Origin of the sequence: Burkholderia sp. MS389 (assembly GCF_016899425.1) — a bacterium.
GTDB classification, from domain to species: domain Bacteria; phylum Pseudomonadota; class Gammaproteobacteria; order Burkholderiales; family Burkholderiaceae; genus Burkholderia; species Burkholderia sola.
In genome coordinates this window covers 367276-382726 of sequence record NZ_CP045996.1, presented here as the reverse complement: position 1 = coordinate 382726, position 15451 = coordinate 367276, and the positions used below count along the sequence as shown (strand labels likewise).

The 15451-nt window shown below is 71.3% G+C and carries 13 protein-coding genes and 1 pseudogene; all 14 read left to right on the top strand.

Annotation, left to right across the window (positions count from 1 at the left end; all coding sequences use genetic code 11):
• The 14 genes and pseudogenes from GJG85_RS31375 to GJG85_RS31310 all read left to right on the top strand — a co-directional run bounded on the left by GJG85_RS31375 (position 1) and on the right by GJG85_RS31310 (position 15427).
• Positions 1–627: a hypothetical protein gene (locus GJG85_RS31375; protein WP_050013575.1), complete on the top strand. Its 627-nt coding sequence runs from the start codon at positions 1–3 to the stop codon at positions 625–627.
• Positions 627–1610 (top strand): ferritin-like domain-containing protein, encoded by a 984-nt coding sequence (locus tag GJG85_RS31370; RefSeq protein ID WP_050013576.1) that lies wholly within the window; start codon positions 627–629, stop codon positions 1608–1610. Before GJG85_RS31375 ends, GJG85_RS31370 begins: the two co-directional genes overlap by 1 nt.
• 1 nt (position 1611) lies before the next feature.
• Complete coding sequence (locus GJG85_RS31365; RefSeq protein WP_050013577.1) at positions 1612–2601, top strand: 3-oxoacyl-ACP synthase; 990 nt, start codon at positions 1612–1614, stop codon at positions 2599–2601.
• Positions 2591–3763 carry a PLP-dependent decarboxylase gene (locus tag GJG85_RS31360; RefSeq protein ID WP_204384742.1) on the top strand — a complete coding sequence of 391 codons (1173 nt, stop codon included), beginning with the start codon at positions 2591–2593 and terminating at the stop codon, positions 3761–3763. The genes GJG85_RS31365 and GJG85_RS31360 overlap by 11 nt, the downstream gene beginning before the upstream one ends.
• A 16-nt stretch (positions 3764–3779) precedes the next feature.
• Positions 3780–5371 (top strand): annotated as a pseudogene (locus GJG85_RS31355) (acyl-CoA ligase (AMP-forming), exosortase A system-associated).
• Positions 5368–6462 carry a hypothetical protein gene (locus GJG85_RS31350; RefSeq protein ID WP_050013580.1) on the top strand — a complete coding sequence of 365 codons (1095 nt, stop codon included), beginning with the start codon at positions 5368–5370 and terminating at the stop codon, positions 6460–6462. Before GJG85_RS31355 ends, GJG85_RS31350 begins: the two are co-directional and overlap by 4 nt.
• Positions 6462–8312 carry an acyl-CoA dehydrogenase gene (locus tag GJG85_RS31345; protein WP_050013581.1) on the top strand — a complete coding sequence of 617 codons (1851 nt, stop codon included), beginning with the start codon at positions 6462–6464 and terminating at the stop codon, positions 8310–8312. The genes GJG85_RS31350 and GJG85_RS31345 overlap by 1 nt, the downstream gene beginning before the upstream one ends.
• A gap of 1 nt (position 8313) precedes the next feature.
• Complete coding sequence (locus GJG85_RS31340; RefSeq protein ID WP_204384740.1) at positions 8314–9561, top strand: citrate/2-methylcitrate synthase; 1248 nt, start codon at positions 8314–8316, stop codon at positions 9559–9561.
• A 28-nt stretch (positions 9562–9589) separates the two neighbouring features.
• Positions 9590–10252 carry a class I SAM-dependent methyltransferase gene (locus GJG85_RS31335; RefSeq protein WP_050013583.1) on the top strand — a complete coding sequence of 221 codons (663 nt, stop codon included), beginning with the start codon at positions 9590–9592 and terminating at the stop codon, positions 10250–10252.
• Positions 10253–10255: 3 nt separating this feature from the next.
• A complete protein-coding gene (locus tag GJG85_RS31330) occupies positions 10256–11329 on the top strand; it encodes a TauD/TfdA family dioxygenase (RefSeq protein WP_050013584.1) in 1074 nt (357 codons plus the stop codon).
• Between the two features lie 11 nt (positions 11330–11340).
• Entirely contained in the window at positions 11341–12354 is a 1014-nt protein-coding gene (locus tag GJG85_RS31325) for an ABC transporter ATP-binding protein (RefSeq protein WP_050013653.1), read from the top strand.
• Positions 12347–13426 carry an ABC transporter permease gene (locus tag GJG85_RS31320; RefSeq protein WP_124592601.1) on the top strand — a complete coding sequence of 360 codons (1080 nt, stop codon included), beginning with the start codon at positions 12347–12349 and terminating at the stop codon, positions 13424–13426. Before GJG85_RS31325 ends, GJG85_RS31320 begins: the two co-directional genes overlap by 8 nt.
• 37 nt (positions 13427–13463) lie before the next feature.
• Positions 13464–14006, top strand: coding sequence for a permease (locus GJG85_RS31315; protein ID WP_124555100.1), 543 nt, complete (start codon positions 13464–13466; stop codon positions 14004–14006).
• A 2-nt stretch (positions 14007–14008) separates the two neighbouring features.
• Complete coding sequence (locus GJG85_RS31310) at positions 14009–15427, top strand: FAD-binding oxidoreductase (protein WP_204384738.1); 1419 nt, start codon at positions 14009–14011, stop codon at positions 15425–15427.
• The last annotated feature ends 24 nt before the right edge of the window (positions 15428–15451 follow it).

Here is a 15451-nt window from a genome sequence, read left to right as displayed (position 1 = left end):
ATGGTGCGACCCGTTCACTTCACCTACCGGATCGAGCGCGATGCGCGCCAGCCGGTCGCGGTCGCGGCCAGCGCATACCGGATGCCGCTCGACACGCCCACCGACTACGCACGCGCCGCGCTCGCGGAAGCGGCCGGCGATGCGTACGACGCTGGCAATACGTCGGACGCGGCCGACGGCGAACGCCGCGTGCTGCTCGACCACGTGCAGTATTTCGCATTCCTCGCGGAAATCACCGCGCGGATTCGCGACGCGGTGCACCCGGACGCGCGCCTGTTCATCGAAGTGTGCGCGCCGTATTTCGGTGCGCTGCCGGCCGAACTGCTCGCGCCGCACGTGCTGCTCGGCGTGCACCTGTACGACGAAGCCTTGCGCGATGCCGCGCGCGGCGCGCCGGTCGTCTGGATCGGCGACCGCATCCTGCGCGATGCGGAATTCGCCGGCGACAACCGCGTGTGCTGCGCGATCTGGCCCGCGCGGCTCGCCGATGCGTTCGACGCGCAACTGCGCGGCGCGTGGCCGGCGTTCGCGATCCGGCTCGAGCCGCACCCCGGCGCGTCGCGCGCCGCCCCATTCACCGATTCCGCCCATCATTCCGGCGCCGCCGCGCGGCCGGGGAGACCCTGATGAACGACACGCTTACCGTGATGCAGGACACGGCCGATATCCGCTGGTCGATGCCCGTCGATGCGCTGATGTCGAACGACTACGCGCTGCGCGAAGAGGCGCTGAACCGGCTGTACGAGAAGGCTAAGGCCGCGCAGTGGGACGTCGCGACCGACGTCGACTGGCGCCACGACCTCGACCCGGCGAACCCGCTCGGCATGCCCGACCCGACGCTGCTGATCTATGGCACCGAACTGTGGGGCAAGCTGGCCGACGCCGACAAGCGCGAGGTACGCCACCACGCGCAGGGCTGGCTGCTGTCGCAGATCCTGCACGGCGAGCAGGCTGCGCTGATCTGCGCGTCGAAGCTCGCGTCGGCCGAGAACGGCCTGAGCGCGCGGCTGTGCGCGGCCGCGCAGATGATGGACGAAGCGCGCCACGTCGAGGCGTACGCGAAGCTCGTCAACGAGAAGCTCGACGTCAGCTACCCGATGAGCCGCTCGCTGAAGGGGCTGCTGCACGACACGATCACGAGCAGCGCGCTCGACATGACGAACCTCGGGATGCAGGTGCTGGTCGAGGGCATCGCGCTGTCGATCTTCCAGAGCGTCGTCGCGTACAGCACCGACCCGTTCATCAAGGACCTGTTCCTGCGGATCCAGCGCGACGAAGCGCGTCACTTCGCGGTCGGCCGGATCACGCTGTGCCGCGTGTACGCGGAGATGAGTTCGCACGAGCTGCGCGAGCGCGAGGAATTCATCTGCGAAGGCGCGGCCGTGCTGTACGAGCATCTGTGCGCGGACGACATCTGGGAGCCGATGGGACTGTCCAAGCGCGAATGCAGCGCGATGGTGCGCGAGTCGCCGGTATCGAGCTCGATCCGCCGCTCGATCTTCCGGCGCCTGGTGCCGACGATCCGCGAGATGGGCCTGCTCACGCCGACCGTGCAGGCGACCTTCGAAAAGCTCGACGTCCTCGACTACGCGGCGATGCCGCTCAACTGACATGACGATGCCCTCCTCCCCCGCATCCCGCGACGCCGGCTTCTGGATCGGCATCGACGCGGTGGCCTACGAGCTGCCGGGCCCGCCCGTCGATATCGAAGCCTGGGCCGCCGAACGCGACTATCCAGCCCAGCGGGCGGCCGCGATCGCGCAGTCGGGCAGCCGCTATTTCCACATGGCGCTCGACACGAGCGAGACCGATCTCGCGATCGCGGCGGTCGGCCGGCTGCTCGATACCGCGCGCGTGCCTCCGTCCGACGTCGGCGCGATCGTGCATGTGCACACGCAGCAGTTCAGCGTGCCGCCCGCGCCGCGCAGCCTGCCGCACGAAGTGGCCGCGCGCTTCGGCATCGAGCCGCTGTGGCTCGGCTCCGTCGCGCAACTGAACTGCGTATCGGTCGCGGCCGGCATCGAAACCGTGCGCGCGCTGATGCGCCGCCATCCGCAGATCGACGCGGCGCTCGTCGTGTCGTCCGACCGCGTATACGGCGAGGATTACCGGATGCGGCAGATGACGGGCGTGCAGTGCGACGGCGCGGCCGCGATGCTGATCGCGCGCAACAGCACGAAGAACCGGCTCGGCGGCATTGCGATCGAAACGCATGCGAAATGGCATCGCGGGTCTGACACGGTCGCCGCGAACGAGGCCGACCTGATCATGATGGAGTGGCCGTACACGCGTCGTGCGATCGACGCGGCCGTCGCGCTCGAACCGCATGCGCTCGACGCATACGACCTCGTGCTGCCGCACAACGCCGACCTGCCCGGCTGGAGCGCGCTGTGCCGCGCGATGCGCGTGCCGGCCGAGCGGCTCTATGCGGACAACATCCATGCGCGCGGCCACGCGTGCTGTTCGGATTTCCCGATCAACCTGGCCGACGTCGGGCTCGATGCGGTCGCGCACGGCCGGCGCGTGCTCGGCGTGATGCAGTCGAACTGCGGCGCGTATGCGGCCGCCACGCTCCATCCGGTGAGCCGCCATGACGCCTGAGCGCCCGCTTCCCGCCGCCGATCAGGCGTGGATCGCCGATCTGCGCACGCCGTGCTACGTGTACGAGCCCGAGATCGCGATCGCCCGCTACCGGTCGCTGAAGGCGCGGCTCGGCACGCGGCTGATCGTGTCGCTGAAGGCGAATCCGAACCAGGACATGCTCGCGCGTTGCGCGCATGCGTACGAGGACGGCGTCGAACTCGCGAGCCGCGGCGAACTCGACGCGGTGATCGGCCGGATCAAGACGCCGCGCTACCTGAACAATCCGTCGATGGACGAGATGTTCATGCGCGCGGGGCTCGCGTCGCGCTGCCATTTCGTGCTCGACAACCCGGACGCGGTCGCGCGCTTCGTGCCGCTCGCCCGCGAAGCGGCGGCCGGCGGCAGCACGCCGGGCGCCGTGCTGCTGCGCGTGAACGCCGGCGCGCTGGCGGGTGAACACGCACGGGCGCTGTGGCACGACCACTTCGGGATGACGCCGAACGAGGCGCACGACGCGGTGCGCACGCTCGTGGCCGCCGGCTTGCCCGTCGCCGGGCTGCATGTGTTCTCCGGCCCGCATTCGTTCATCCGCCAGGACCCGACGCAGCCGGACACGCTCGTGTTGCCCGAACGGCTCGCGGCGCTGGCGCGCGATCTCGCACCGGCCAACGGTGCGCCGCTCGCGTCGCTGAGCCTCGGCGGCGGTTTCGCCGACGATCATCCGGGCGATGCCGCGTTCGAACGCTATGCCGCCGCGCTCGCGCCGCTCGCCGGCCAGTATTCGCTCGCCCACGAATCGGGCCGCGCGATCTTCGCGGATGCGGGCGTGTTCGCGACGCGCGTCGTCGCGGTCAAGACGTGGCAGGACCGCACGATCGCGGTCTGCGACGGCGGGCTGTCGCATGCGTTCCTGCTCGCGCAGACCGAAACGATGATGCGCCGCCTGGCCGCGCCGTCGCTCGTGCGCCGCACGCCCGCGCCGCCGCCCCGTGGCGTGCCGACGCTCTACGTCGGCAGCACCTGCAGCCGCGCGGACGTGATCGGCCGCGACGACACGGGCGCGCCGCCCCAGGTCGGCGACATCGCGGTGTTCGAACGCTGCGGCGCGTATCACCGCACGTACTCGATGGCGCATTTCCTGTCCCACGAAGCCGCGCACGTGTACGTGCGGCCGGCCTGAACCCGAGGAGCCGATCATGAACGCATTGATCAGCATCGCCGACCTGCTCGAACACGGCGCCGAGCGCTGGCCGCATCGTCCGGCGTATGCCGACGGCGGCGGCACCCTGACTTACGACCAGCTCGCGCGCGCGGTTCGGCGCGCCGCCGCCGCGCTCGCCTCGCGCGGCGTGCGACCCGGCGAACGCGTCGCGATCTACGCGCCGAAGCGCATCGAAACCGTGGTCGCGATGCTCGCGGCCAACGCACTCGGCGCGATCTTCGTGCCGGTCAATCCGCAGTTGAAGGAAGCGCAGATCGAACACATCGTCGCCGACAGCGGCGCCGCGCTGTTCGTGACCGGCGCGCAGCGGCTCAAGCGCCTGCCAACACTCGCCGCGCTCGTCGGCGAACGCACGCTGCTGATCGAGGAATTGGCCGATGCGATCGAAGCGGCCGACACCGACGCGCCGGCGTCGGCATCGGCAGCGCCCCCCTTCGGCCGCCCGGTCGACGACGATCCGGCCGCGCTGCTCTACACGTCGGGCTCGACCGGCAAGCCGAAAGGCGTCGTCGTGTCGCATCGCAACCTGGTATCGGGCGCGTTCAGCGTCGCCGCGTACCAGCAGCTCGCCGAAGACGACGTCGTGCTCGGCGTGCTGCCGCTCAGCTTCGACGCGGGCCTGAGCCAGCTGACGACCGCGCTCGCGTCCGGCGCGTGCTATACGCCGCTCGACTTCCTGCAGCCGGCCGAAGTGCCGCGCCATTGCGAAGCGTTCGGCGTCACGTCGATCACCGGCGTGCCGCCGCTGTGGATGCAGCTGACGTCGGCCGGCTGGAGCGACAGCACACGCACGCGGGTCCGCCGCTTCGCGAACACCGGCGGCCATCTCGCGACGCCGCTGCTGCATCGCCTGCAAGCGCTGTTCACGCAGGCGTCGCCGTACCTGATGTACGGGCTGACCGAAGCGTTCCGCTCGACCTACCTGCCGCCCGCGGACGCGGCGCTGCGCCCGACGTCGATCGGCAAGGCCGTGCCGAACGCGGAGATCCTCGTGCTGCGCGCGGACGGCAGCGAATGCGCGGCCGACGAGCCCGGCGAACTCGTGCATCGCGGCGCGTTCGTCACACGCTCGGCTACTGGAACCGGCCGGAGCTGACCGCGCAGCGCTTTCGGCCGCTGCCGCGCCGCCACGGCGAAATCCCGCGCCCGGACGTCGCCGTGTGGTCCGGCGACATCGTGCGGCGCGACGCGGACGGCTACCTGTACTTCGTCGCGCGCGGCGACGACATGATCAAGACGTCCGGCTATCGCGTGAGCCCGACCGAGGTCGAGGACGTGCTGTTCGCGCTGCCGCACATCCGCGAGGCTGCCGTATTCGGCGTCCCGCACCCGGCGCTCGGCGAGGCGATCGCCGCGTGCGTCGTGTCGACGCTCGACGCCGACGCGTGCCGCGCCGACATCGCCCGCGCATGCCGCGACGCGCTGCCCACCTACATGAACCCGCTCGTCGTCGAGCCGCTGCCCGCGTTGCCGCGCAACCCGAACGGCAAGATCGACCGACCGGCGCTGAAAGCGCAGTATCGCGACGCGTTCGCGCGCCCGAACCTCGAGGAGACCGCCGCATGACCCTGTCGACGCTCGATGAAACCTGTGTCGGCGCGCCGCGCGTCGCCGCGCCCGGCATGCTCGCGCTGTCCGGCGGCGTCGTGGTGCTGCCGCCCGCCGTCGTGTTCAGTGCGATCCAGGCGCAGGAGCGCCATCCCGGCTACCGGCACCTGCTGCTGCCGCAGGCGCGCTTTGCGCGGCCGCGCGGCCTGGGCGCGCTGACGCCCGACGAAGGCACGCGTCTCGCGCCGGGCGGCCGGCCCGCGCTGCGCGTCGCGCCGCCCGGGCGCAGCCTCGCCGATCTCGCCGCCGATGCCGCGCTCGACCTGCGCGACCAGCTCGGCTCCGGCGCGCTGGCCCGCACGACGCATGTGATCGTCGCCAGTTGCGCGCTCAACGAAGGCATCGGCGACTCGGTCGTCGGCCGCATGCAGTACGAACTCGGGCTGCAGCGCGTGACGCCGTTCGCGCTCGGCCAGAACGGCACGCTCGGCTGGTATTCGGCGCTGATGCTGCTCGACGGGCTGCTGCGCGACGAAGGCGACCAGGCGCTCGTGATCCTCAGCGACAAGTGGCTCTACCCGTTCTTCCGCCAGTTCGGCGACCTGGTCGGCTACGGCGACGCGGCCGCCGCGCTGCTCGTGTCGCGCGCAGGCCCGTCGCCCGAGCCGGCCGCGTGGGGCGGCGTGCGGTCCGTCGCGCTCGAATTCGGGCCGTCGATCGCCGATCCGTGGGCCGATGCGCCGGCCACGCTGCGCGACACGCTCGCGCCGGTCGCCGCGCGCGCGATCCGCCGCGCGCTCGACCAGGCCAACCTGCGTGCGAACCAGATCGACTGGTGCGTGCCGCCCGGCTTCGATCCCGGCTTCGCGGCGCGCGTGGCTGACGCCGCGTCGATTCCGGTCCCCGCGCGCATCCAGCACGACGGGTCGGGCCATCTGTCGTCGGCCGAATCGGCCGCCGCGCTGATCCGGCTCGCGGGCGCGCTCGACGAAGGCGAACGCCGCACGGTGCTCGTATGGGATGCAGCGCTGCATGGCGCGGCGGCAGCAGCCGTCGTCGACCTGGCCGGCGGGCTCGACGCCGCACTCGATATCGAAGGAGACGCATGATGAGCGCCTACAAGGTCAGCCTGCGCGAGCTGCGCTTCTTTCTGTGGGAACTGTTCGAGGCCGACAAGCGGTTCCTGTCGGAACACGGCCTGTACGGCACGCACGATCGCGCGTCGATCGATGCGCTCCTCGAACGCGCACGCGATTTCGCGCTCGACCTCGGCCGCAGCTACCAGCAGGCGGACGTCGAGGGCTGCACGCTGCTCGACGACGGCCAGGTACGGATTCCTTCGCATTTCCACGCGTTGTGGGCGCGCTTTCGCGACGAGTGGTCGAACACGCTGTTCGGCACCGCGCACGGGCTGCCGCCGATCGTCACGCAGATGATCTACGAGATGTTCATGGGCGCGAATCCGTCGTTCATGACGTACGGCGGCTTCACGCGCCCCGCGGTCAAGCTGCTGCAGATGCACGGCACGCCGCACCAGAAGGCGCTGATCGCGCCGCTCGAAGCATACCGCTGGGATGCGTGCTTCTGCGCGACCGAACCGCAGGCCGGCACCGACCTGACCGCGGTCGCGCTGCGCGCGACGCCGCTCGAACGCGACATCTACGCGATCGACGGCGAGAAGGTCTATATCTCGGCCGGCATGCACGAGCTGACGGAAAACACGCTGTACTTCGTGCTCGGGCGCGTCGACACCGCATCGCCGGATTCGTTCTCGCTGTCGTGCCTCGTCGTGCCGCGCTTCTGGCCCGACGAAACGACCGGCGAGCTGCAGCCGAACCACGTCGACTGCATCGGCCTGCCGCGCAAGATGGGGCTGAAGGGCTGCGCGAACACCCATCTCGTGTTCGGCTCGAACGGCACGACGAAAGGCTGGCTGCTCGGCGGCCGCCGCAACGTCGGCCTGCTGCAGCTGATGCCGCTGATGAACCAGGCGCGGATGAGCACCGGGATGTTCGGCGTCGGCGTCGCGTCGAGCGCGTACCTGCACGCGGTCGAGTATGCGGGCCGCCGGCTGCAGGGCCGGCCGATCGAGCGCGCGTCGAACACGAACGCGGCACGCGTCGCGATCGTCGAGCACGCGGACGTGCAGCGCATGCTGGTCGACATGAAAAGCCGCGTCGACGGCTGCCGCGGCCTGCTCGGCAAGCTCGCGGCGACCGCGACGCGCGCGGCGATGCTCGAGGCGACGCCGGACGCCGACCCGGCCGAGATCGAGCGTCATCGCAAGCTGCAACTGCTGCTGACGCCGATCTGCAAGGCGTTCATCTCCGATCAGGCGTGGCGGATCTGCGAAACGGCGATCCAGGTGCACGGCGGGCTCGGCTATACCGATGCGAGCCCGGTCGAGCAGAACGCGCGCGACGTGAAGATCCTGTCGATCTGGGAAGGCACGAACTACATCCAGGCGCAGGATCTCGTGCGCGACAAGCTCGGCTTCGGTCGCCATTCGCGGCTGATCCAGTACTACCGCGACGAACTCGACGCGTTCCTCGCGCAGCAGCATCAACCCGGCACGCATGTGGAATTGCGGCCGCTGTTCGATGCGCTGCGCGCGGGCGCCGACCGCATCGCCGCCGCGCTCGACGACATCGCGCGCGACGTGCAGGACGGCCATACGCATCGCAGCAGCCAGTTCTACACGCGCTTTCTGGAGATGTTCGGCGTGGTCACGTCGGCATGGGTGCTGCTCGAATCCGCGACGATCGCCGCGCGCCGGCTCGATGCGCCGGAAACGGCCGACGCGCCGGCCGAACTCGCGTTCTATCGCGGCAAGCTGAAAAGCGCGCGCTACTACTTCGCGAACGTGGTGCCCGTCGTCGACCAGCATGCGGCCGTGATCGCCGCGATGGCGCACGCGGCGATCAGCGTCAGCAGCGACGAACTCGCCGCGGTGGAATGACATGGACACGACGCTCGATTACGGCACCTCCGCCACCATCGCCGCGACCGACGATGCGCCGCGCAACCTGCTCGGCCGCTCGGCGACGCGCCATCGCGGCACCGACATCGACGGCGCGACGCTCGACCCCGAAGCGCTGCGCGTGCGCGATCTCGACCTGAACGCGCTGATCGGCGCGACGACGTTCGAAGGCGCGCTCGCGCATCTGTGGTTCGACGTCGCGCCCGGCAGCACCGACCATCGCGCGCACGAGGCGACGATCGGCGCGCGGCTCGCCGCGTTCGCCGACGCACTGGCGCCCGGCTCGGTCGCGCAGTCGGTCGCGGCCGAGCTCGGCGCGGCCGGCGTCGCTCCGGTGTTCGCGGCCGCGTCCGGCCTGCTGCGCGGCCTCGACGACGTGACCGCACGCGTACATGGCGCGGCGCCGGACGATGCCGATCTCGACACGATGCTGCGATGCGCGGCCGCCGCACCGTTTCTACTGCATGCGGCGATCGAGGGCCGGCCGTTCGCGGCAGGCGCGGGCGCTGGCAGCACGGCGCTCGACGCAGCGCAAACACAAGCGCAACGCATGCTCGTGCTGACCGGCGCGACGCGCCACGACGCACCGGCGCAAGCGGCGATGGACATGCTGCTCGTCGCGTGGCACGCGGGCTTCGGCTACATCACGCCGACCGTGCTCGCGCCGCGCGTCGCGATCGGCACCGGCGTCACGCTGACCCAGGCCGTCGCATCCGGCTTTCTCGCGAGCGGGCCGTCGCACGTCGGCGCGGCGCTCGAAGCGATGCAGTGGCTCGCCGCGCTCGCGCAGTCGGTGCCGGGCGGCGCCGGTGCGCGGGCCGCGGCGCTCGATACGGCCGGGCGCGCGGCGATCGACGCGGCGGTCGACGCGAAACGTACGCTGTACGGCTTCGGCCATCCGCTGTTCGTCGCCGATCCGCGTCCGCCGCACATACGTGGCCGGTTGACGGAAGCACGCTTCGACGGCCGATACATGACGCTGTTCGACGCGTGCTGCGCGCAGGCCGACGCGCGCCGCGCGCTGCGGCCGAACATCGATTTCCTGACCGCCGCGACGCTGCTCGAACTCGGCGTCGCCGCGCCGTCATGGGGCGTCGGCGTCGGGCTCGGCGCACGCATCGCGGCGATGGCCGCGCATGCCGTGGAACGGCGCCGCCGCCCGGCGTTCGGCGTCAACAGCGCGACCGCGCGACGGCTGCTGGCCGCCGTGCCGGTCGGCTGGCTGTGAACCCTCACCCTTTCGCACAAGGAACGTCATGCTGCTCAAGAACCTGCGCCCGGCGAACGACTACGATCGCTTCGCCACCGAAACGCTCGAACCGTGGGACCTGCTGTTCATCAGTCGCATCCGCCAGCTCGCGCGCGGGATGACGGCCGGCACGATCGCCGATATCGGCACGGCCACCGGCGTCGTGCCGGTGCGGCTCGCGACCGATCCGGCGATGCGCGGCTGGCGCTACGTCGGCATCGACCTCGATCCGGCGATGCTCGACGAAGGCCGCCCGCGCATCCGCGAACTGGGGCTCGCCGACACGATCGAGATGCGCGTCGGCGACGCACTCGCGCTGCCGTTCGACGACGGCACGCTGACGATGGCGGTCGGCCGCGCGACGCTGCACCACCTGCCCGACAAGGCGCTCAGCCTGACCGAGATGTATCGCGTGCTGGAGCCGGGCGGCATCGCGCTCGTGCACGACATGCGCCGCGACGCGCCGCAGCACCTGCTCGACCGCTTCACCGAGATGCGCGCGGCCGCCGACTATCCGCCGACCCACGTCGAGGAAAAGATCACGCTCGACGAAGCGCATGCGCTGGTGGCCGAAGCCGGCCTGACTGCCGTTGCGTCGATCTACAGCCCGAGCATGGGGCTCGGCGCGCTGGGCTTCGAAATCCTGCTGAAGAAACCGGCGCTGGCCTGAGCGATGACCGATCTCGCCTTCCTCGCCGCGCATGCGGCCGTGCGGCTCGGCGCCGACGACGTGCAGTGCGCGCCGGTCGCGCCCGGCGCGACGCTGCCGCTGTGCGTGACGCCGCGCAGCGCCGAACTCGCGACGTCGCCGGAGATGTTCGTCGCGTGGTACCGCTCGCGGCTCGACACGATCGACACGCTGCTCGATGCATGCGGCGCGCTGCTGTGGCGCGGCTTCGCGGTGCCCGACACCGCCGCGTTCGGCCGCCTCGGCGCGCTGTATCCGGCGCACGCGAACGGTTATACGGCCGGCGCCGCCCCGCGCCGGCAGATCGACGGCCAGGTCTATGAATCGACCCGCATGCCGCCGCCGTTCAGGATCGGGCTGCATCAGGAGATGGCCTACATGCCCGCGTTCCCGCGCCTCGTCGCGTTCTACTGCCGGCAACCGGCCGACGCGGGCGGCGAAACGCCGATCTGCGACATGCGGCGCGTGACCGCGCGCGTGCCGGCCGCGCTGCGCGCGCGGTTCGCCGAGCGCGGCGTGATGTATCTGCGCAATTTCGCGGCGCCGGGCGACCGCGCGGACGGCCTCGCCGCGAACCCGAACCTGCCGTTCGCCGCGTACCACCGGCCGTGGGACGACGCGTTCGGCACGACGGCGCGCGACGAGGTCGAACGGCTGTGTGCGGAACGCGGCGTCGGCTGCCGCTGGCTCGACGACGGCAGCGTGACCGTGTCGCACGTCGGCAGCGCGCTGCGCACGCATCCGCGCACCGGCGAGACGGTGTGGTTCAACCAGGCGAGCGCGCAGCACCCGAACCCGCGTTCGATGGGCGAGCTCAGCTATCGCTACCTGCAGCGCATCTACGGCGCGCGCGCTGCGTTCCCGTACGAGATCCGCTACGGCGACGGCGCGCCGATGCCGTTCGACGATCTGGCGGCGATCTACGACGCGCTCGACGACGAGGAATGCGCGTTCCCGTGGCAGGCCGGCGACGTGCTCGTCGTCGACAACATGCTGGTCGCGCACGGCCGCAACCCGTACCGGGGCGCGCGCGACACGCAGGTCATGCTGTTCGACTGAGGATGCCGACGATGAGCGTTTCGTTTCTTGCGTCCGTGCGCGCGATGTTCGGCCCGCCCGCCGCGTTCGACCGGCCGCAGCGCGCGGGCACGCCGCCGCTGCCCGACGCGCATGCGCCGGGCGCGGCGCTCGGCGCACGCGCGATCGACGTCGCGGCCGGCGACTTTCGCTTGTCCGCGCGCCACGTGCGGTTCCGGCTCGGCGCGATCACCGCGATCGTGGGGCCGAACGGCTCGGGCAAGACCACACTGCTCGAGACGCTGCTCGGCTTCCGGCGCGGCGGCAGCGACGTGCGCGTGCTCGACGTGCCGGCCGAACGCTTCATGCGCGATTCGCGGTCGCTGCGGCGGCTCGGCGCGCAATTGCAGAAGGTCGAGTATCCGGACCATCTGCGTGTGTCGGAGATCGTCGCGCTGCACCGCGCAATGTACGCGCACACCGATGCGGCGATCACCGACGCGCTCGGCATCGCCGAACTGCTCGACAAGCCGTGCCGCGCGCTGTCGAAGGGGCAGCGCCAGCGCGTGGACCTGTACGTCGCGCTCGCGCACCGGCCGGAGCTGGCCGTGCTCGACGAGCCGTTCACGGGGCTCGACCGCCGCTATGCGGGCGTCGTGATCGACCTCCTGCGCCATCGCGCGAGCGGCACGAGCGTCGCGATGATCTGCCATTCCGACGAAGAGCTGAGCGTGGTCGACGATCTCGTGTGGGTGCGCGACGGCGGCGTGCGCTACCAGGGCGACCAGGACACGCTGCGCGCCAGGCTCGTCGGCGATGCGCGCGCGGTCCTGCATTGCCGCGACGAAGCCGACGCGCGCGCGCTGCGCAAGCGGCTCGCGGCGCTGCCCGGCGTGACCGGCGTGCGCGTATCGGCCGCGCATGTGGTCGAGGCGTTCGGCGATGCGACGCTGCATCCGAACGTGCACCGGATCGTCGGCGAACAGGGCATCCAGCATCTCGCGCTCGCGCCGAGCACGCCGGGCGACCTGCTGCGCCTGTGCACCGAGGGCCCGACCCATGACTAAGGTGTTCCTGATCCTCGTGCGCAACGAGCTGCTCGGCTATCTGCGCAGTCGCTCGTCGCTGTTCTGGACGCTCGTGTTCCCGGTGTTCCTGCTGAGCGTGATGCTGTTCGCGTTCGGCGGCTCGGGCTCGCTCGGCACGGCCGACCTCGCGTTCGACCTGCCCGGCGGCGCGACACCGTACAACCAGGCGTGCCAGGCGCAGATCGTCGCCAGCCTGTCGCACAGCGACACGGTGAAGGCGACCTTCGGCGGGCGCGGCGCGCCGGCCGATCGCGTGACCGTCGTGCTCGGCGCGGACGAACGCACGCCGGCGACGATCCGCTACGACTTCAACGGCTCGCTCGCGGTAAAGGCCGCGTCGCGCGTCGTCGAGATCGCGCTCGCGCGCTGCGCCGCGCAGCGGCTCGGGCTGCCGGCCGCGCAGGCGCGCTTCGAGAACGCCGCCCCCACGCGCCGCCCGTTCGACTATGGCGCATTCTTCGCGACCGGCATCCTGGTGATGGCGTTCATGGCGATCGGCCTCAATTCGACGACCACCGCGATCGCCGCGCTGCGCGAGCGCAATACGTTCAAGCTCTACGTGTGCTTCCCGGTGTCGCGCGGCGTGTTCCTCGCCGCGCTGATCGTCGCGCGGATGGCGATGATGGCGCTGTCGGCCCTCGTGCTGCTGACGGTCGCGCGCGTCGCGTTCGGCATCGCGCTGCCGATCGCGACGCCGGACGGGCTGCGCGCGTTGCCGATCGTGCTGCTCGGCGCGGCGATGGTGCTGAGCATCGGCGTGCTGCTGGCGAGCCGCACCCGCTCGCTCGCGGCGGCCGAACTCGCGTGCAACGTCACGTATTACCCGCTGCTGTTCTTCAGCGACCTGACGATCCCGATGCACGACGCACCCGCGTGGCTGAAGGCCGGGCTCGCGTTCCTGCCGACCAACCAGTTCGCGGTCGCGCTGCGCGGCGCGCTGGTCGACGGCGCGCCGTACGCGCAGCTCGCGCCGCAACTGCTCGGCATGGCCGCGTGCACCGCGCTGTTCCTGTTCGCCGCCGCGCGGCTGTTCCGCTGGCACGACGCGTGACGCGTCGCCACGCTGTTTCGACGAAGGAGAGACACCGATGAAATCGAACCATCCCATAACCGACTACCTGCTGCACGCGAGCAACTTCCTGCCGGCGATCGTGTTTCTGTTCTACGGCCGGCTCGGCCCCGAGCAGCCGGACCTGCGCTGGACCCATGCGTTCCTGATCGGCGGCGTGCTCGCGCTCGTGCACGGCGCGTGGCTGATGCGCCGCGCGGAGCGCAACAGCATCGCGATCGGCGTCGACCTGTTCCTCGTGATCGGCGCGGTGCTCGCGCTCGTGTCGCCGACAGGTAGCCGTCTGTGGGGCGAGGAACTCGGGCCGGCCGCGATGCTCGTCTGCGTGCTGGTGGTCGGCATCGTGCATACCGCTTGGTCGGACGGCGGCTTCGTCGACGGCACGTTCGTCGACCATGCGCGCACGCGTTCGCTGTCGCTCGTGCTGCTTGCGGTTACCGTCGTCGCGCTCGCGGTGTCGATTGCGATGCGCCACAGCCCGCTGTGGGGCGGCGTCGTGCCGCTGATCGCGCTCGTCGTCGTGCGCGGCCGGCTGCGCAAGCAGCTCGCGCGAGCACGCTGACGATGAACGCGTTGCCCACACACGCGGCACACGCCGCGCAACGGCACGCGCTCGCCGCGGCGCTCGGCGACGGCTGGCTCGAAGGTACGGCCTGCGAGCCGTATGCGGCCGACGTCATGCAGCACGGCGGCGTGCCGCTCGGCGTCGCGCGGCCGGCATCGACCGCCGACGTGCGCGCGCTCGCCCGCGTCGCCGTCGCGCACCGGATCGCGCTCGTCGCCCAGGGCGCACGCAGCGGGCTCGTCGGCGCCGCCGTGCCCGATCGCAGCGGCACGCAATGCGTGGTGTCGTTCGAGCGGATGCGCGCCGTTCGCGCGTTCGATCCGGCCAATCGCAGCATCACGGTCGACGCCGGCGTGCGGCTGTCCGACCTCAATCGCGTGGCGGGCGAAGCCGGCCTCTGCGTGCCGATCGATCTCGGCAGCGATCCGGCGGCCGGCGGCCTCGTCGGCGCGAACGCGGGCGGCAGCCGCCTGGTCAAGTACGGCGATGTGCGCCGTCACGTGCTCGGCGTCGAAGTCGTGCTGGCGGACGAAGCCGGCACCGTGATCGACGCGCTCGCGCCGCTGCGCAAGCGCAACGCGGGCTTCGACGTCGCGCAATGCTTCATCGGCGCGAACGGTGCGAACGGGCTCGTGACGGCCGTGTCGTTCGCGCTCGCGCCGCTCGAACGGTCGTCGTGCGCGGCGTTCGTCGCGTTCGCGTCGTACGATGCGGCGCTCGCCGGCCTGCTCGCGTTCGAACGCGCATTCGGCGAGATGGTGTCCGCGTTCGAGTTCATGTCGGCGGCGACGGTCGGCTGCGTCGCCGCGGCGTTTCCGGCATTGCGCGTGCCGTTCGAGCCCGGTGAAGCCGGATGCTACGCGCTCGTCGAAATCGCGACCGGCATGCCGGGGCTCGATGCGCTGCTCGAGGAACGCACGGTCGCGACGCTCGATGCGCTCGCGAACGAACGCGTCGTACTCGACGCGGCGTGCGCGCCGGCCGAACGGTTCTGGCGGATTCGCGACGCGCTGCCGGCCGCGGTCGCGCTGGACGGCCTGCCGCTGTCGTTCGACGTGTCGTTTCCGCGCGGCGCGCTGGCCGGATTCGTCGCCGATGCCGAGCAGTGGCTCGCCGCCGCGCATCCGGCGCTGCGCTGTCATGCGTTCGGCCATTTCGGCGACGGCGGCTGCCATCTCGTCGTGTCGATTCCGCCTACCGCGGCGCAACGCTACGGGCCGCTGCAGCAAGTGGCGCTGCGCGGCGCGCTGTACGACCGCGTCGTGCAGGCAGGCGGCTGCTTCAGCGCGGAGCATGGCGTCGGGCCGGTCAATATCGCGTACTACCGCAAGCACGTGCCGGCCGCGCAACGGCAACTCGCGGGCGCCGTCCAGCACGCGATCGATCCGCTCGGCCTGGTCGGGCGGGTCCGTTACTGATGCACCGCTTCGACACCCCACGGA